This is a genomic window from Nocardia cyriacigeorgica GUH-2 (assembly GCF_000284035.1).
GTDB lineage: Bacteria > Actinomycetota > Actinomycetes > Mycobacteriales > Mycobacteriaceae > Nocardia > Nocardia cyriacigeorgica_B.
This window is the reverse complement of the sequence record NC_016887.1, coordinates 1,615,848-1,632,567: the sequence shown is the minus strand read 5'-3', so window position 1 is coordinate 1,632,567 and position 16,720 is coordinate 1,615,848. Positions and strand designations below refer to the sequence as shown.

General features: G+C 69.2%; 16 protein-coding genes. 5 read left to right on the top strand and 11 right to left on the bottom strand.

Features of this window, described 5'->3' with window-relative positions; genetic code table 11:
• Positions 1-36: 36 nt before the first annotated feature.
• Positions 37-1,914, bottom strand: coding sequence for a translation elongation factor 4 (gene lepA, locus NOCYR_RS07350; protein WP_048833116.1), 1,878 nt, complete (start codon positions 1,912-1,914; stop codon positions 37-39).
• Between the two features lie 163 nt (positions 1,915-2,077).
• On the opposite strand from lepA, the gene NOCYR_RS07345 reads away from it, so the two are divergent.
• Positions 2,078-2,659 carry a type II toxin-antitoxin system PemK/MazF family toxin gene (locus NOCYR_RS07345; RefSeq protein ID WP_048833977.1) on the top strand — a complete coding sequence of 194 codons (582 nt, stop codon included), beginning with the start codon at positions 2,078-2,080 and terminating at the stop codon, positions 2,657-2,659.
• A 49-nt stretch (positions 2,660-2,708) separates the two neighbouring features.
• Here the strand turns inward: NOCYR_RS07345 and NOCYR_RS07340 are convergent, their stop codons facing one another.
• The gene (locus NOCYR_RS07340) at positions 2,709-3,497 is read right to left on the bottom strand and encodes an aquaporin (protein ID WP_014349722.1); all 789 of its coding nucleotides are present in this window, start codon (positions 3,495-3,497) and stop codon (positions 2,709-2,711) included.
• A 359-nt stretch (positions 3,498-3,856) separates the two neighbouring features.
• Between NOCYR_RS07340 and rpsT the strand changes: the two genes are divergently transcribed.
• Together rpsT and NOCYR_RS07330 are read left to right on the top strand one after the other, a co-directional pair.
• Positions 3,857-4,117 carry a 30S ribosomal protein S20 gene (gene rpsT / locus NOCYR_RS07335; protein ID WP_014349721.1) on the top strand — a complete coding sequence of 87 codons (261 nt, stop codon included), beginning with the start codon at positions 3,857-3,859 and terminating at the stop codon, positions 4,115-4,117.
• A 117-nt stretch (positions 4,118-4,234) separates the two neighbouring features.
• On the top strand, positions 4,235-4,480 hold the full coding sequence (locus tag NOCYR_RS07330) for a hypothetical protein (protein ID WP_014349720.1): 246 nt from the start codon (positions 4,235-4,237) through the stop codon (positions 4,478-4,480).
• Positions 4,481-4,550: 70 nt separating this feature from the next.
• Here NOCYR_RS07330 and NOCYR_RS07325 read toward each other — a convergent pair whose 3' ends face one another.
• On the bottom strand, positions 4,551-5,501 hold the full coding sequence (locus NOCYR_RS07325; RefSeq protein WP_014349719.1) for a helix-turn-helix domain-containing protein: 951 nt from the start codon (positions 5,499-5,501) through the stop codon (positions 4,551-4,553).
• A 123-nt stretch (positions 5,502-5,624) separates the two neighbouring features.
• Between NOCYR_RS07325 and NOCYR_RS07320 the strand changes: the two genes are divergently transcribed.
• Entirely contained in the window at positions 5,625-6,689 is a 1,065-nt protein-coding gene (locus NOCYR_RS07320) for an aldo/keto reductase (protein WP_014349718.1), read from the top strand.
• 138 nt (positions 6,690-6,827) lie between these two features.
• On the top strand, positions 6,828-7,091 hold the full coding sequence (locus tag NOCYR_RS07315) for a DUF2798 domain-containing protein (protein WP_014349717.1): 264 nt from the start codon (positions 6,828-6,830) through the stop codon (positions 7,089-7,091).
• A gap of 39 nt (positions 7,092-7,130) precedes the next feature.
• Here NOCYR_RS07315 and holA read toward each other — a convergent pair whose 3' ends face one another.
• The 8 genes from holA to nadD form a co-directional block, all read right to left on the bottom strand.
• Positions 7,131-8,099 carry a DNA polymerase III subunit delta gene (gene holA / locus NOCYR_RS07310; RefSeq protein WP_014349716.1) on the bottom strand — a complete coding sequence of 323 codons (969 nt, stop codon included), beginning with the start codon at positions 8,097-8,099 and terminating at the stop codon, positions 7,131-7,133.
• Positions 8,096-10,936: a ComEC/Rec2 family competence protein gene (locus NOCYR_RS07305; RefSeq protein ID WP_193364733.1), complete on the bottom strand. Its 2,841-nt coding sequence runs from the start codon at positions 10,934-10,936 to the stop codon at positions 8,096-8,098. Before NOCYR_RS07305 ends, holA begins: the two co-directional genes overlap by 4 nt.
• Before the next feature lie 601 nt (positions 10,937-11,537).
• Positions 11,538-12,695 (bottom strand): ComEA family DNA-binding protein, encoded by a 1,158-nt coding sequence (locus NOCYR_RS28200; RefSeq protein ID WP_419538285.1) that lies wholly within the window; start codon positions 12,693-12,695, stop codon positions 11,538-11,540.
• Positions 12,696-12,859: 164 nt separating this feature from the next.
• Positions 12,860-13,699 (bottom strand): DegV family protein, encoded by an 840-nt coding sequence (locus NOCYR_RS07290; protein WP_014349713.1) that lies wholly within the window; start codon positions 13,697-13,699, stop codon positions 12,860-12,862.
• A 3-nt stretch (positions 13,700-13,702) separates the two neighbouring features.
• A complete protein-coding gene (gene octT / locus NOCYR_RS29125) occupies positions 13,703-14,569 on the bottom strand; it encodes a diglucosylglycerate octanoyltransferase (RefSeq protein WP_014349712.1) in 867 nt (288 codons plus the stop codon).
• A gap of 370 nt (positions 14,570-14,939) precedes the next feature.
• Positions 14,940-15,602, bottom strand: a complete 663-nt coding sequence (locus tag NOCYR_RS07280) for a histidine phosphatase family protein (RefSeq protein ID WP_014349711.1) — start codon at positions 15,600-15,602, stop codon at positions 14,940-14,942.
• Positions 15,599-16,003 (bottom strand): ribosome silencing factor, encoded by a 405-nt coding sequence (gene rsfS / locus NOCYR_RS07275; protein WP_014349710.1) that lies wholly within the window; start codon positions 16,001-16,003, stop codon positions 15,599-15,601. Before rsfS ends, NOCYR_RS07280 begins: the two co-directional genes overlap by 4 nt.
• A gap of 28 nt (positions 16,004-16,031) precedes the next feature.
• Positions 16,032-16,673: a nicotinate-nucleotide adenylyltransferase gene (gene nadD / locus NOCYR_RS07270; protein ID WP_081505333.1), complete on the bottom strand. Its 642-nt coding sequence runs from the start codon at positions 16,671-16,673 to the stop codon at positions 16,032-16,034.
• Positions 16,674-16,720 lie beyond the last annotated feature (47 nt).

The window sequence follows — 16,720 nt, the reverse complement described above, 5'->3', positions numbered from 1 at the left end:
GGTGCCATAACCCCTGGGTAGAGCCGAGATCGCGCGCTATTTCTTGTCTTTCGGCTTATCCGACTGCGCGTCCGAGGACAGGGCCGCGACGAAGGCCTCCTGCGGGACGTCGACCCGGCCGATGGTCTTCATCCGCTTCTTGCCTTCCTTCTGCTTCTCCAGCAGCTTGCGCTTACGGCTGATGTCACCGCCGTAGCACTTGGCCAGCACGTCCTTGCGGATGGCGCGGATGTTCTCGCGGGCAATGATTTTCGAGCCGATGGCAGCCTGAATCGGCACCTCGAACTGCTGGCGCGGGATCAGCTCGCGCAGCTTGGTGGTCATCTTGTGCCCGTAGGCCTGCGCGGCGTCGCGGTGCACGATGGCGCTGAACGCGTCGACGGCCTCGCCCTGCAACAGGATATCCACCTTGACCAGCTGCGATTCCTGCTCGCCCGCCTCCTCGTAGTCGAGGCTGGCATAGCCGCGGGTGCGCGATTTCAGCGAATCGAAGAAGTCGAAGATGATTTCGGCCATCGGCAGCGTGTAGCGCAGCTCGACGCGGGTCTCCGACAGGTAGTCCATGCCGCCGAGCTCGCCGCGGCGGGACTGGCACAGCTCCATGATCGAGCCGATGAACTCGCTCGGGGAGATGATGGTGCACTTCACGACCGGTTCGAACACCCGGCGCACCTTGCCTTCCGGCCAGTACGACGGGTTGGTGACGACCTGCTCGCTGCCGTCCTCCATCTCCACCCGGTACACCACGTTCGGCGCGGTCGAGATCAAGTCCAGATCGAACTCGCGCTGCAATCGCTCGCGGGTGATCTCCATGTGCAGCAGACCGAGGAAGCCGCAGCGGAAACCGAAGCCCAGCGCCACCGAGGTCTCCGGGGTGTAGGTCAGCGCGGCGTCGTTGAGCTGCAACTTCTCCAGCGCGTCACGCAGATCCGGGTAGTCGGAGCCGTCCACCGGGTAGAGGCCGGAGTAGACCATGGGCCGCGGTTCGCGGTAGCCGGTGAGCGGTTCGGTGGCGCCGCCGCGTGCCGCGGTGACGGTATCGCCGACCTTCGACTGACGCACGTCCTTCACACCGGTGATCAGATAACCCACCTCACCGACACCGAGACCCTGCGTGGGCTTGGGTTCGGGCGAGACGATGCCGATCTCGAGCAACTCGTGAGTCGCGCCGGTGGACATCATCTTGATCTTCTCGCGCGGGGTGAGCTTGCCGTCCACCACCCGGATGTAGGTCACCACGCCGCGGTAGGTGTCGTAGACCGAGTCGAAGATCATCGCCCGCGCCGGTGCGTCGGCCTCGCCCTGCGGCGGTGGGACCTGCGCGATCACCTCGTCGAGCAGTTCGGCCACACCGACGCCGGTCTTACCGGAGACCCGCAGCACATCCGACGGCTCGCAGCCGACGATGTGGGCCAGCTCGGCCGCGTACCGGTCGGGGTCGGCGGCGGGCAGGTCGATCTTGTTCAGCACCGGGATGATCGTCAGATCCTTGTCCAGCGCCAGATACAGGTTGGCCAGCGTCTGCGCCTCGATGCCCTGCGCGGCGTCGACCAGCAGGATCGCGCCCTCACAGGCTTCCAGCGCCCGCGAGACCTCGTAGGTGAAGTCGACGTGGCCTGGGGTGTCGATGAGATGCAGCACGAAATCGGTGCCCGCGTGCTCGCCGCTGCGCGGGGTCCACGGCAGCCGGACGTTCTGGGCCTTGATGGTGATGCCGCGTTCGCGCTCGATGTCCATCCGGTCCAGATACTGAGCGCGCATCTGCCGCTCCTCGACCACTCCGGTCAGTTGCAGCATCCGGTCGGCCAGCGTCGACTTGCCGTGGTCGATGTGCGCGATGATGCAGAAGTTCCGGATCCGCGACGGATCGGTGAACGTCGTGTCGGCGAAGCTGGCGGGCACTCCACTCCTCATTCGGGTATCGGCGAACTGCGCTCCATCGTCCCATGGGCAGGGGCCGGTGCCCTCCGCTGGCCCGGGCATTGCGGCAATTACCGGCGGCCACAGGGTGATCGACGGCCCGGTGGACCGCTTCGGTGCGGATGTGATCGCGGCGGCGCGCCGTTATATTCCAGTGATGGCCCGCAGTTGGAACTCTCTCGGCAAGCAGCTCGGCCTCATCGCGAAGGAGCAGGGTCCCAAGATCGTCAAGTCGCAGGCGCCGAAGCTGGTCGGCAAGTTGCAGCGCTCCACACTGCTGGAGCGAGCGGTCGGATCGTTGGCGCCGCCGCGCAAAACCGTCGCCGTCCCGGTTCGCCCGGCTGCCTCCACCCCGGTACCCACCGCGCAGCGCGCCCGCCAGGTCGTCTACTCGCCGCATCTGGACGGGCGGGCCGACCCGGGCGAGATCGTGTGGACCTGGGTGCCGTTCGAGGAAGACCCGGCCAATGGCAAGGACCGGCCGGTGCTGGTGGTCGGCCGGGACCGCCGCACCCTGCTCGGGCTGATGCTGTCGTCGAATCCGGTGCGCGCCCACGACCGCAATTGGGTCGGTATCGGCAGCGGCAGCTGGGACCACGACGGCCGGCCGAGCTGGGTCCGCCTCGACCGTGTGCTCGATGTTCCCGAGGCCGGAATCCGTCGTGAGGGCGCCATCCTGCCGCGCAAGACCTTCGATGTGATCGCGCACCGGCTGGTCATCGAATACAACTGGAGCTGAACGGCAGCAGGCCCCCGCGCCGGTGCGGGGGCCTGCTGGTTCTACGAGGTCAGCTGATCATGTCGCGGGAGCGGCCGAACAGCATGCCGTAGATCAGCGCGCCGAGGCAGCCGCCGATCAGCGGGAAGACCACGAAAGCCCAGGACTGGGCCATCGCACCGTCCTGATAGGGGGCCACACCGAGGCTGCGGGCCGGATTGACGGAGGTGTTGTCGACCGGGATGGAGATCAGGTGAATGACCGCCAGCGTCACACCGATCGACAGCCCGGCCAGCGGGACATCGGAGATCTGATCGGTGGAGGCCAGCACCACGAACACCAGCAGCGCCGTCAGCATCACCTCGACGATGATCATGGCCGCCATGCCGTAGCCGTCCTGCACGACCACATGGCCGAGCGGGCCGGTCTGCGCCGACGGGCTGTGCTCACCCCAGCCGTTGGCGCCGAGCCCGTCGACCGCGCGGTCGTAGGAGGGCAGATTCTTGGCGATGGCGAACAGCACCAGACCGGACAGGAACGCGCCGATCAACTGGGAGATGACGTAGCCGACCGCGCTCACCGTCGACAGCCGCCCCATCAGCAGCTGCCCGATCGTCACCGCCGGATTCACATGACAGCCCGAGATCGGGCCGATCGCGTAGACCAGGAACATCAGCGTCAAACCGAAGGCCAGCGCCACCCCGAGCGCGCCGACCTTGTCCCCGGCCAGGACCGCGGTGCCGACACCGCCCATGACCAGGATGAAGGTGCCCAGCGCCTCGGCGGCCCATTTCTTGGGTTCGGGTATCGGCTTCAGCTCGATGGCTTCTTCGACGACTTCCTGCGCAGTTGGTGACATGAGGTCCGCCTTCCGAGAGGATCGTCCCCGCCTCGGCGGAGAACACCGGGTAGTGCTGGTCCTGCTGGAAAAACTGGTACGGCCGAAGTGAAAATGAAGGTTACGCCAGGCGGGCGGCCGTCACAACGATTTCCGGAACCGGCCGAGTCGCCGGGGATGGCGGCGCGACGGGTTCGGCTCGGCGTCCGCGGGCGGTGCAGCGAGATCGGTTCGGGACCGATTTCGTTCGCCGCGAGCGTGCTGGTACCCTCGATCTTCGGCGCAGCGTTACCTATTGCCCGGCGTTACCGCGGGGCCTGATGCGCGCTACCAGACTTTGAGACATCCATCAGCGACAAAGGAAACCAGAGGATACAGGCGTGGCCAACATCAAGTCCCAGATGAAGCGGATCCGGACCAACGAGGAAGCGCGTCAGCGCAACCAGTCGGTGAAGTCCGCGCTGCGCACCGCCATCCGTAGCTTCCGCGAAGCCGCCGCCGCCGGCGACAAGGATGCCGCCGCCGAGCGCCTGCGCTTCGTGAGCCGCAAGCTCGACAAGGCCGCCTCGAAGGGCGTCATCCACGCCAACCAGGCCGCCAACAAGAAGTCGGCGCTCTCGCTGGCCTTCAACAAGCTCTGATCCACCCGGTACCGCTCGGTACCGTCTCGACGCTCCAGCCGCCGCGGCCACGACGACCGCGGCGGCTTTCGCTGTCTGCCCGGTCCGCTGTCACCCGGCTGCCGTACGATTCGGCCCATGGTGACCCTGTATGCGAATCAGACCGTGGTGCGTGCCGAGGATCTCCCGGAGGTGATCCGCGCCGCCGAGGTGCTCAATATCGGGGTGAAGATCGAGAATGTGGCCGTGCCGCTCGGCGACGACACCTACTCGATGGAATGGATCGTCACCCGCGACGAGGAAGCGCCCGCCTACGAGGAGTGGGACGGCCGCTACGAGGAATCCGAGGACGAGGAACCGGCCGAACTCACGGCCGTCGACTAGCGCACGGTCCGCCACCCGACCCGTTCCCTCGGCCCGCTGCCCCGTGCGGCGGGCCGACCGTCGTCGTCCGTCAGGCGCTGCGCTCGATCGCGACGGGCGCGGTGCCTCCGTCGCCGGTGGTCGCTACCGGCTGCCGGCCGGCCACGGCGGCGTGCGCGGCCTGAAGTGCAGGCAGGCGGTCGACATCAAGCGCGTCCAGGGTGAGGCGGTCGAGGCCCTGCTGGGACGCGGCGTCGGCGGCCCGGTAGACGATCAGCCGCTGATCGGTCTCCTGCAGCGGCATCAGCACCTCGAAATCGACCGTGATCACGCCCGCCACCGGGTGGTTCAACCGCTTGCGGCCGCGGCCGCGCACCTTCACATCGTGTTCGGCCCAGGCCTTCGCGAACTCCGGACTGCGTGCGGTGAAATCGGCCACCATCTGCGCCAGCGCGCCGTCATCGGGGTGGGCGGCCCAGGCCGCTCGCAGATCAGCGACGCCCTCGCGGATGATCTGGTCCCGGTCGAGGTAGAACTCGCGCATGCCGGGATGCATCAGGCACATCCACATCGTGTTGCGCCGGGCTGGGGCGAGCGCGTCGATATCGAGCAGCAGCCGCGACATCTCCCGGTTCCAGGCCAGGATGTCGTAGCGGTGGTCGACCAGCATCGCCGGTAGCGGCGCCAAGTCCTCGACCAGCATGACCAGCGTCGCGGCCGGGACGGTGGCCGGCTTGTCGCAGTAGGGCAGCCGCTGCTGCGCGAGATCGAACAGGTAGGCCGTCTCGTCCAGGTTCAACCGTAGCGCCCGTGCCAGCGCCTCGAGCACCTCGGCCGAGGGCCGCAGGCCGCGGCCCTGCTCCAACCGCACGATGTAGTCGGTGCTCACCCCGGCCAGTTCCGCGACCTCCTCGCGGCGCAGGCCGGGCGTGCGGCGCGACTGTTTGCGGATCGCCAGGCCCAGCTCCGCGGGCTGCAACCGTTCGCGCCGGGCGCGGAGGAAGGCGCCCAGTTCCTGCGTCGCGTTGATCGTCCCGGTCATCGGTACCGATCTTACGTCGCTGCTGGGTAGGACCGGTTTTCCCAGGATGAACCTTCCCTTACCGAACCGCCGCGATGGCAACAGACTTCCTGTCGACGCATGACGCAGACGACGGGAGCAACCATGAGCACCACCCTCGACACCTACCGGACCCTCGGCCGTTCCGGGCTGCGGGTCTCGCCGCTGTCGCTGGGCACCATGACCTTCGGCGCGGACTGGGGCTGGGGCGCCGACAAGGACGAAGCGCGCAAGATCTTCGACACCTACATCGACCGCGGCGGCAACTTCATCGACACCGCCAGCCAGTACACCGACGGCAGCTCCGAGCAGCTGCTCGGGGAATTCACCTCCGCCAACCGTGAATCCTTGGTACTGGCAACGAAATACACCATGCTGCGCCGCGCCGGCGACCCGAACTCCGGCGGCAACCACCGCAAGAGCATGATCGCCTCGGTCGAAGCGAGCCTGCGCCGGTTGAACACCGACTACATCGACCTGCTCTACCTGCACGCCTGGGATTTCCTCACCCCGGTGGAGGAGATCCTGCGGGCCATGGACGACCTGGTGCGGGCGGGCAAGGTGCTCTATGTCGGCATCTCCGATACCCCGGCGTGGCAGGTCTCGCGCATGCAGACCATGGCCGACCTGCGTGGATGGTCGCCGCTGATCGCCTTGCAGATCGAATACAGCCTGCTCGAACGCACGGTGGAGCGCGATCTGATTCCGATGGCGCGCGAGCTCGGCCTCGGTGTCATTCCGTGGTCGCCGCTCGGCAGCGGGGTGCTCACCGGCAAATACACCCGCGCCGACCTGGCCGATGCGGCCACGGCGTCGCCGACGGGGACACGCAAGAACGTCGCCGCGGCCAGCGGTGCGCTGACCGAGCGCGGACTGTCGATCGCCGAGGTGGTCGCCGCGGTGGCCGGCGAACTCGGCCACTCCCCGGCCCAGGTGGCCATCACCTGGACGCTGCGCAATCCCGGTGTGACCTCGCCGATCATCGGTGCGCGGACCGCCGCTCAGCTGGAGGACAATCTCGGCGCTTTGTCGGTCGAGTTCGACGCCGCGCAGCTGGCCCGGCTCGAGCAGGCGAGCGCGGTGGAACTCGGCTTCCCGCACGAGTTCCTGGCACGGCCGATGACGCGGGCCGTCACCTTCGGTGATCTGAAGATCGACGGCGCGGCCTGAAATAGCGATTGCGTCGCGGGGCCGGGCCTGGCTAAGCTCGGCCCCGCGACATCCGGTCGCCGTAAGCGTTCACGTGAATCAACGCACCGGCCTCGCCACCCGGCGTGGTCGTTGCCGACGATCGTTTACGGAGTACCGATGAATTCCGCGAATCCCTCTTCCCGCAGCGTTGCCGAGCGCGTCAAGCTGCCCGCCCGCGCCGCGTCGTTCGTGTTGCCGTTGCTGCTGTCACTGCTGATGACCTGCATCGTCTCGCTGATCAGCACGCTGATGAGCGACGGACTCGATATCGCGCTGTGGCTGCGATCGTGGGCGGTGTCCTGGCCGATCGCGTTCCCCACACTGCTGCTGGTGCTGCCGGTCGTGCGACGGCTCACGATGCTGATGGTGCGGGCCGCGTAATGCCGTGGCGCGCAGGCGGTTGCGCGGCAGCCGCGGACGTCAGCGGCCGTGCAGGTCGAGAATCTGCATCAGCGCGTGCTCGAGCGCGAAGGCGGAATCGGCCGCGCCGCCCTTGACGTCGGCGTTCAAGGTGGCGACGACTTGCAGGGCGGAGCCGATGGTGGCGGGGGTCCAGCCGCGTGATTGCGCCTGGGCCTTCTTCACCTTCCACGGCGGCATCCCCAGCGGGCCGGCCAGCTTGAACGGATCGCCCCGGCCGGCCGAGCCGACCTTGGCGATGGTGTGCACCGAATCGGCCAGTGCGTCGGCCAGCAGCACATGCGGCACACCCCGGTCGTTGGCCCACCGCAAGGCCTCCATGGCGCCGGGGCGGTCGCCGGTGACGGCCAGCTCGGCGACATCGAAACCGGTGACCTCGGCCTTGCCGGAGTAGTACCGCCGGACCGCGGCGACGTCGATCTTGCCGCCGGTGTCGGCGGCCAGCTGCGAGGCCGCCGCCGCCAGTTCGCGCAGGTCCGAGCCCACGGCCTCGATCACCGCCTGCACCACGTCACCGGAGACGCGCGCTCCGGCGGCCCGGAACTCCGCGCGGACGAACTCGGCACGCTCGGAGGCCTTGCTTAGCTTGGCGCAGTTGTGCACCACCGCCCCCGCCTTGTGCAGCGCAGGCGCGAGGGCCTTGGCCCGGCCGCCGCCGGAGTGCACCACCATGAGCACCACACCGTCGGGTGGGTCGGCCGCGGCCTCGGTGATCACCGCCACCGCGTCCTTCCCGGCCTCGGCCGCGGATTCCAGAATGATCACCCGGTCCTCAGCGAACAGCGAGGGACTCAGCAGCTCCGCCAGCTCGGCGGTGCTCGCCTCCCCCGCCCGCAACCGATCCACGGGTACACCGTCAGGATCCGGCGCCCCCGCCCTGACCTGCGCCGTCACGCTCGCGATGGCGCGCTCGATCAACAACTCCTCGTCCCCGAGCACCAGGTGGACCGCCGCAGGTCGTTCGCTCACGCCCCCGATCCTACGGTCGTGGTCCGACAGGGATTGGTGGGCATTCGGCGGGTTCCGGGATGGGCGGTGCCGGTCGACCGGGTTGCGCCCCCTATCGATGGCGGTGCTCGCCCGCCTCTGCGAGCCCCGGGCGCTGGTGTCGCGTCCCGTTCGCGTCGCGCCGGTAGGCGGCGCCGCGGTGGTCGGCGCGAACGGGGCGCTGATGTGGACCCCGTGGTGCGGACTTCGAGGGCGGGGCCGTTGGGGCGGACGATGATGGTGCCGTCGCGGTCGGTGCGGGCGATGGTGGTGCCCAGCGCTTCCAGGTCGGCCAGGATGGCTGGGTGTGGGTGGCCGAAGGTGTTGGTGGCGCCCGCGCTGATGAGGGCGAGGCGCGGGTGAACGGCACGGAGGAATTCGGTTGTGGTGGTGCGGGAGCCGTGATGGGGAACCTTGAGGATGTCAGCGCGGATCGGTGCACCGGAGGCGAGCAGGGAGCGCTGCGTCGCGGCTTCGATATCGCCGGTGAGCAGGATGCGGCCGGCGGCGGTGTGTGCTGCGAGGACTATGGAACGGTCGTTGGCGGTGTCGAGGTCCAGCGCAGCGGCTCGGCGAGAGCGTGGAGCTTGTGGCGCGAGCGCGTCGAGGGTCAGGTCGCCGATTGTCAGTCGGCATCCTGCCGTCAGCTCCACCACCGGGATGCCTACACGGTGCACAGTTTTCGCTAGTTCGGCGGGGCCGGTGTCGGTCCGGTCGACGACTGGTGGATGCCGGTCGGCGCCCGAGGCAGATGTTGCAGGCGTTGGTTGCGAGCCCGGCTCGGCGCCAAGCGCCGGACGCATTCCGACCCCCGGAAGGCCAGCTGGCGGCCAGTCGGCCGTATTGCTCGGCGGCGGCGGCGAATATGCGGCAGTGCCGGAGCGCTCAGGAAGGCCGGCCGGGGAACCGCAGTGGGTCGGTGGTGCCGGCTGCGGTGATAGCGGCGAACCCGGTTCTTGCCGAACGGCTGCCGAATCCGTGCTGTACCCAGGCAATTCGCCAGGTCCGACGGCAACCGCGCCGATATCGCGTCCGTCCAGTGCACCGTCGAGTCCGGCGATGTGATCGGCGTGCGGATGGGTGAGGACCAGTAGTGGAATTCGGGTGATGCCGAGGCGGTTGAGGCAGGTCCGGATGGTGCGCGGGTCCGGGCCCACGTCGACGACGACGGCGCTGCCGGGTCCGGCAGACAGGGCCAAACCGTCGCCCTGCCCGACGTCGCAGGCGGCGAGCACCCAGCCGTCGGGTGGCCAGCCGGGGAACCAGAGCCGCACCGGAATCAACACCGCTACGGCGGAAATCAGTACGGCCGCCAGTAATCGGCGCACGATGGCCGATCGCAACAGCCAGATCCCCGCGGCGACAACCGCACAGGCGATCAACCCGCCGGTCGAACCGGCCGGCACCGTCACCGTGGCTCCCGGTATCGCGGCGCAGTACTCGGCGACCGCCAGCAGCCACCACATGGGTGGCGCCGCACAGCGTAGTGCGAGTTCGGCCAAGGGCATCCACGCAGTCGCCAGCACCGCGCCGGCCGCCCCGATCACGGTGATCGGTGCGATCACCTGCGCGACAAGAACATTCGCGACAACCGCCACCAGGCTGACCTTGCCCGTCAGCGCCACGACGATCGGCGTGGTCACGACGAACGCGGCGGCCGAGACCGCGAGGATCTCCGCGGGCAATCGCCACATACCCTTCGCCCGCAGCCAATCCGACCAACTCGGTGCCAGCAGGATCAGTGCGCCGGTTGCCAGCACCGAGAGCGCGAAACCCGCTGACATCGCCAGCTCCGGCCACACGGCGAGTAGTCCGATCACCGCCGCACACAACGCCGGTAGGGCTTGCCGACGCCGGCCGGTCAGCAGCGCCAGCAAAGTCACCCCGCCCATGGCGGCGGCCCGCAGTACACTCGGGTCCGGCCTCGCGATGACGACGAACAGCACCAGCGCACCGGCCGCGACGCCCACGGTCATACGCGGACCGAGCGTGAGCACCCTGGTGAGGAACAACACCACAGTGAGAAGAATTGTGAAGTTCGCCCCGCTGACCACAGTCAGGTGAGTGAGGCCAGCCGTTTCGAAGTCGCGGCGCACGTCGTCGGACAGTGCCGAGGTGTCGCCCACCACGAGCGCGGGCAGCGACCCAGCGGCGCCGGCCGGTAGCGCGGCGGCGGACGCGGCGACCAGATCCGCGCGAACCGACCCCGCGAGCCGCTGCCACCACGGCAGTGGTCCTGCGGTCGAGGGGTCGCCGAGGGCGCGCAACGTCACCACGGTCAGATCGCGCAGGCGCGGTGGGGACGGCCTCGCGCGAAACTCCACGGGTTGACCCGGCGGAAGCTTCGCCCACGCCGACCCGGTCGCCAGGATCACCACCGCTCCCCCACCTCGCACGACGGTCGAACCGTGGTGATACTCACGCAGGCTCGCCCGCACCAGCCAGGTCCGCTCACCGCCGAAGCTAGCCCCGCGCACCGGTTTCGGATCATCGATCGGCGTCACGACCACCCGCACGGACATCCCCGCCGGAACCGCTCGCAGCGGGTGGGTCTGCACCCGATGCTCCCGCCAGGCCGCCGCCACCGCGAACCCCGCCCCCAGCAGCACCGCTCCCAACGCGACCACCGCGACAGCCCGCCACCGCTCCCGCCGATGCGCCACCGCCCACATCAGCCCCACCCACAACCCGATCGCCGCCACCGCCGCCCCCACCGCGACCATCACCCCGACCCGCCACCCGGCCCCGAGCACCACCACCGTGACGACCCAACATCCCACCGCCGCCGGAACCAGCCGCGCATCGAGCCGGGCCTCCACAGCACCGTCGTCATCGCCGCCCCGCTCACCCCCTACGACGCCGACTCCGCCCGCCGCCCTCCGGTCCTCCCGAGCCGCACGCCCGGCCTCCGCACCGGCCGCGACCCCGCCACAAGTGACACCGCCAATCAGCCATGTGGTCGCGACGTGCCCGGACTCCCCCTGCCCACCCCTTCCCGCTGTCGGCACCCGCGCATGCCCATCCGCTGACCCGACCTCCTCAGCCCCACTGGTCACCACTCGCCCCAATCGCACAGTCGCCCCCGGTCCGGCCACCCCGCACACTGCCGCCGCCGGCCGGACCCGCTCTCGGCATCGGTCCTGCGACGGTCGCTCCGCCATCGCTCGTTTGGGACCGGTCGTTGGCGGCAACGTCCGCACCCATGAGGCATCGCCGGTTGCCGCGAGATCGCCCGTGCACGGCGTGCCGGGCACGTCTTGCCGACTGCGCAATCCCCGGCAACCGAATCAGCACCGGCTAGACAGGACCGGCGGGGCTCAGGGCCGCAGCGGCTGCTCGCACTGCTGGCCCGCCCTGCGCATGTCCTGATGCCGGTGAATCGCGCATGTACGTTGGCGATCTCGGCCCCGCACTTGCGGCTCATACGGTCACCAGATCGCGCAGGCGGGCCAGGCGGGCCGGGCCGATGCCGTCTACATCGCCGAGTTGTTCGACGTCGGTGAATCGGCCGTTGGTGGTGCGCCAGGCGATGATGGCGCGGGCGGTGACCGGGCCGATTCCGGGGAGGGCGTCCAGGTCGGATTCGGTGGCGGAGTTGAGGTTTACCCTCGTGCCCGGTTCAGCGGAGCCGGCGGTCGGTCCCGGTGTGGCAGCGCCAGCCGTGCCGGGCGGACGTCCGGACGCACCGATGGTGGTGCTACCGAGGCGGGGGACGCCGGGTTCGCCGCCGGAGCTGCCGACGATGATCTGATCACCGTCGGACAGCCGCTGGGCGAGGTTGATTCCGGCGAGGTCGGCACCATCGCGGGCGCCACCTGCGGCTGCTACCGCGTCGGCGACCCTCGATCCCGGCGGCAGGCGTACCAGGCCGGACTTGTGCACCAGTCCGACCACACTCACCACCAGCTCACCGCCGGCATCGTCCAGGGCTGAAGCGGATTCGCTGGGTACTGCTACCGATCTGCCCTCGGTGGAAGGCATCGGCGGTGCCGGCGCTGCGGTGTATACGGCGGCTACCGGCGGAACCTGTTGTGTGACGGGACGTTCCCACAGCACCACGACAACAGCGACCACAGCGGCGACCAGACCCACCCCGGCCAACGTCAGTACGCCTCGCCTGCCTGGATCCATCCTGGCCTGGCGAAAGCGCGGTGGTACCAGACGGTCTCGCCAACGACCGCCGCTGCGTCCCGGTTCGTCCAGCCAGCCGGGCGCGCCGACTTCGCCGACGTCGTCGAGACCTTCGGGCGGATCGTCGGGCGGCAGTTCGTCCAGATGCCATCGGCCCGCGGCGCTTCCGCTCGAATCCGGAAGGCCCCCTGCGCCTTCCGGATAGCGACCAGCAGCGGGCCGTGGCTGCGCAGACGCGTCGTCAACGTCCTGCAACTCGCCGGTCGGCATGCGTTTGCCCAATCCGGGGTTCCCCTCCGTCCCCGGCGGACCCGTCGCGGCCGACCGCGCGACGACCCCCGATCTCATCGTTGCGGCCGATCCCGCGACCGCCCGTGTCGCACCGACCCGTGCGGTCAGCACACCGAGCCGTTCCCGAATCCGCTCGCGCTCCTCGTGTCGTGACATGGCGGCAACGCTAGAGGCGTTAAGACGCATCCGATCGCGACCGACCAGGGACTTCGAGAAACCTGTGGATAACTGCGAGCCTGTGTACAACTCGCTCGGACACGCCGAGTCGGCGTCCGGAGCCCGGCGTCCGAGCACTCACCGGATGCGACGATGCGCCGGTGTCAGCACCCACCCGGCAAGACCAGCACACCCACCGCCCCGACGCCGAGATGCACGGCCAGCGCTGGCCCGAACTCGGCAGTAATGACCTCATCCACGCCCGGGACCCGCTCCCGCAGTTGCGTGGCGAGGCTGTCGGCGGCATCAGGTGCGCCCAGATGCTGCACCGCCACCGCCGCACCGTCCTCGCCCGCGGCGTCCACCGCGGCGGCGATGAGTTTGGCGTAGGCCTTGGATCGCGTGCGCACCTTCTCCCGCAGCTCCAACCGGCCACCGACGATCTGCAACAGCGGTTTGGTGACGAGCTCGCTGCCGAAGAACGACGCCGCCGAACTGAGCCGCCCACCCCGGCGCAATTGCTCGGTGCGATTGACCAGAATGAAGGTCCTGGCCCGTGCCGCCGCAGCGACGGCCGCCTCGTAGACCGCGTCCAGCCCGGCGCCGGTGCACGCCCGCCGCGCCGCCGCCAAGACCGGCAGACCGGTGGCCAGCCCGGCGCCCAGCGAGTCGACCAGGCGCACCCGATCGGCGGCGTCCATATCGCGGACGGCTTGTCGGCCCGCTTCCCAGGTGCCCGAGAGCTGGCGCGACAGATGCACCGCCACCACACCGTCACCCTCGCTGCGGTCGAGCGCCGACTCGTAGACCGCGCGCAGTTCCCCCGGCGACGGCGCCGAGGTGGTCACGGTGTCGCTGGTGTAATCGATCTCGAGGTCGTCCACGCCCTCGCGCAGGGCTCGGTCGCCGACCAGGACATGCAGCGGCACAACGCCGATGCCCAGTTCGCCGACGAGATCGGCGGGCAGGCTCGCCGACGAATCGGTGACGACCACGACGGACACGGACTACCGAACCTCCTGCAAGGTCTTCACCATCGCGTTCGCGACAGCGGTGTGCCCATCCCAGCCCCAATGGATGCCGTCGGGGTTGGCGGCATCGGAGAAGATGTTCTCGCGCACCGCTTCACCGAGATCGACCAGCGGCACCGAGGTGCGCTCCGACCAGGCGCGCAAGGCCCGCACGGCCCGCTCGCGGCCGCGATGAACCCGTCCGTAGGCGGCGCAGTTGTGCACCGAGGGCAGCACCGCCACCACCGGCAGGTCCGGGCGCAGCTGCGCCAGCGCTTCCCGCGATTGTTCGAGGTAACTCACGCTGACCTTCGGCGGAAGGGCCACGGGCCGGCCGAGTTTCGACAGCTTCGGCTGCAACCACTGGTAGGTCGCCCGTACCCCGCGCCGCACGGCGGGTGGGCGCACATAGCGGATCAGTTCACGCAATGCGGTCGGCAACGGCGAGGGCAGACTGTCCATCCCGCCCACCGCGAACACCACCGCACCCGCGCGCGGCACCGCGGCCCACACCCGGGGATCGCCGATCAGCGCCCAGTACCCGTCGCGGCAGGTCCAGCCGATCCTGGCGACCAGCTCCACATCCCAATCCAACTCCGCGCCGACCAGATTCGGCCAGATCCGGGGATGGTCGGCGGGCAGCCCGCCTTCGGGCCCGAAGTAGGCCAGCGAGTCCGCGATCACCAGCAGGACCGGGCGAGTAGCCGGCTCCGCGGGCGCCACCGCGTCCGAGGTGGCTGCGACGGGAGTATCGGCCTGATCACCGGGCTCGGCGACGACGAGGTCGCCCTCGCTCTCGGATTCGGTGCCGACGGCGGGTTCGAGCGGCGTTTCGTTGCTGGCCGTTGCGGCATCCGCACTCATAGACGAATCGACCGATTCAGCCACCCTTTCGCCAAGCCCGGTCGTCGATTCGCCCGACTCGACCGAAGATTCAGCCGCCTCGCCCGAGGACGGCGCATCGGAGGATTCGGCCGCTGCCGTGGCTTCACCCGAATCTCGCTCCGACGCGGAAGATTTCACCCCGTCGTCACCGGCATCCGGAGGTTCGGTGGGCGGCTCGGGCACGACCTCCTCCACCGCGCCGGATCGGCCGCCGGCCGGAACGGTTTCCGGCGTGCGGGCGGCCGGCGGCGGGGTCGGTGGCGGCCCGAACAGGGCATCCGGGAGGGCACGTTCCGGTCGGGCGGATACCTTCCGGAACAGTTCGTCCGGCACCTGCCGGAGGGGCTCTTCAGAGGACATCGGGAGCTACCTTCGCCGCTGCGTTCCACACATCGAGGCGCCAGCCGGGCTGGTCGATGCTCGGACCGTGGCTGCTCAACTGCACCCAGCTGGTGTTGGCCAGACCACCGAGGGCGGGCCAGCTGCGAGGTGGCAGGTCGAGCAGCGCGGCCGTGAGGGCGGCGATCAGCCCGCCGTGCGCCACCAGGATGATAGTCCCGCCGGGCCAATCCTGCCGCTCGGCGAACAGTTCCTGGACCACCGGCAACGCGCGCGCACCGACCTCGAGTTTGCTCTCGCCGTTGGGCGGGGTGAAACTCGCGTCCAGCCGCCAGGCCACCCGGGCGCCGGGGTATCCCGCGTCGACCTCGATGTGGGTGAGTCCTTCCCAGTCACCGAGGTTGGTCTCGCGCAGCCGGGGATCGCGCACGACCTCGATTCCGGTGTGGTCGGCCAGCGCCACCGCGGTCTCGTAGGCCCGTTTGAGATCGGAGGAGATGATGGCGATCGCATTGTGGGTCACCAGTTCCCGGGCCGCCTCTTTGGCCTGGCGGCGGCCGAGTTCGGTGAGATCGGTGTCGATCTGGCCCTGCATGCGGTCGATGGCATTCCATTCGGTCTGCCCGTGGCGCAACAGGATCAGCTTGCGCACATGGCTGTACTTCGAGGTCACTCGCCGTCCTCGGAAGCCGCCGCCGCGGTGTCGGCCGGGCCGGCGAGGCCCTCGACCGCTACCACCGGGCAGTCCTTCCACAAGCGTTCCAGCGCATAGAAATTGCGCTCGTCGTTGTGCTGGATGTGCACCACCACATCGACGTAGTCCAGCAATGCCCAGCGGCCCTCACGGGTGCCTTCGCGACGGACCGGCTTGTGCCCGGCGGCGCGCAGTTTCTCCTCGACATTGTCGACGATCGCGTTGACCTGCCGTTCGTTCGGCGCGGACGCGATCACGAAGCAGTCGGTGATCACCAACTGCTCGGACACATCGAGCACCACCACATCGGAAGCCAGCTTCTCATCGGCTGCCCGTGCGGCGACCTGCGCCATCTCCACCGCTTCGACAGAGGCCGTCATGCCCGCACCTCGCTGCGCTCGCTCACGCTCAGCTACCTTCCGCTCCTGCCGGCACATACAGGTGCCGCTTCGATATGTACTGCACGACACCGTCGGGCACGAGGTACCAGACCGGCCGGTTCTCGGCGGCACGGCGACGGCATTCGCTCGACGAGATCGCCAGCGCCGGGATCTCGATCATGGTCACCGCATCCGGCGGGAGATCACGCAGGTGCTCCTCCAGATGATCGGTGTGCAGTTCGTAACCCGGACGGCTCACCCCGACGAACCTCGCCAGTTCGAACAGTTCCGCCCAATCCTGCCACGTCAGGATATTGGCCAGCGCGTCTGCTCCGGTGATGAAGTACAGCTCCGCGTCCGGATGCTGGGATCGCAGGTCACGCAGGGTGTCGACGGTGTAGGTGACCCCGCCCCGATCGATGTCGGCCCGGCTGACCGAGAACCGCGGATTCGACGCCGTCGCGATGACGGTCATCAGGTAGCGGTCCTCGGCCGGGCTGACCTGCTTGCCGGCCTTCTGCCACGGCTGCCCGGTGGGCACGAAGACGACCTCATCGAGGTCGAAGCGGTTGGCGACCTCGCTGGCGGCGACCAGGTGGCCGTGGTGGATGGGATCGAACGTTCCGCCCATCACCCCGAGCTTGCGTCGGGGCCGGCCTGTCGTGTGCATGAGTGCCGAGCTTAACGGGTGGGTGCGCCCGCGCCGTGGTCGTGCGG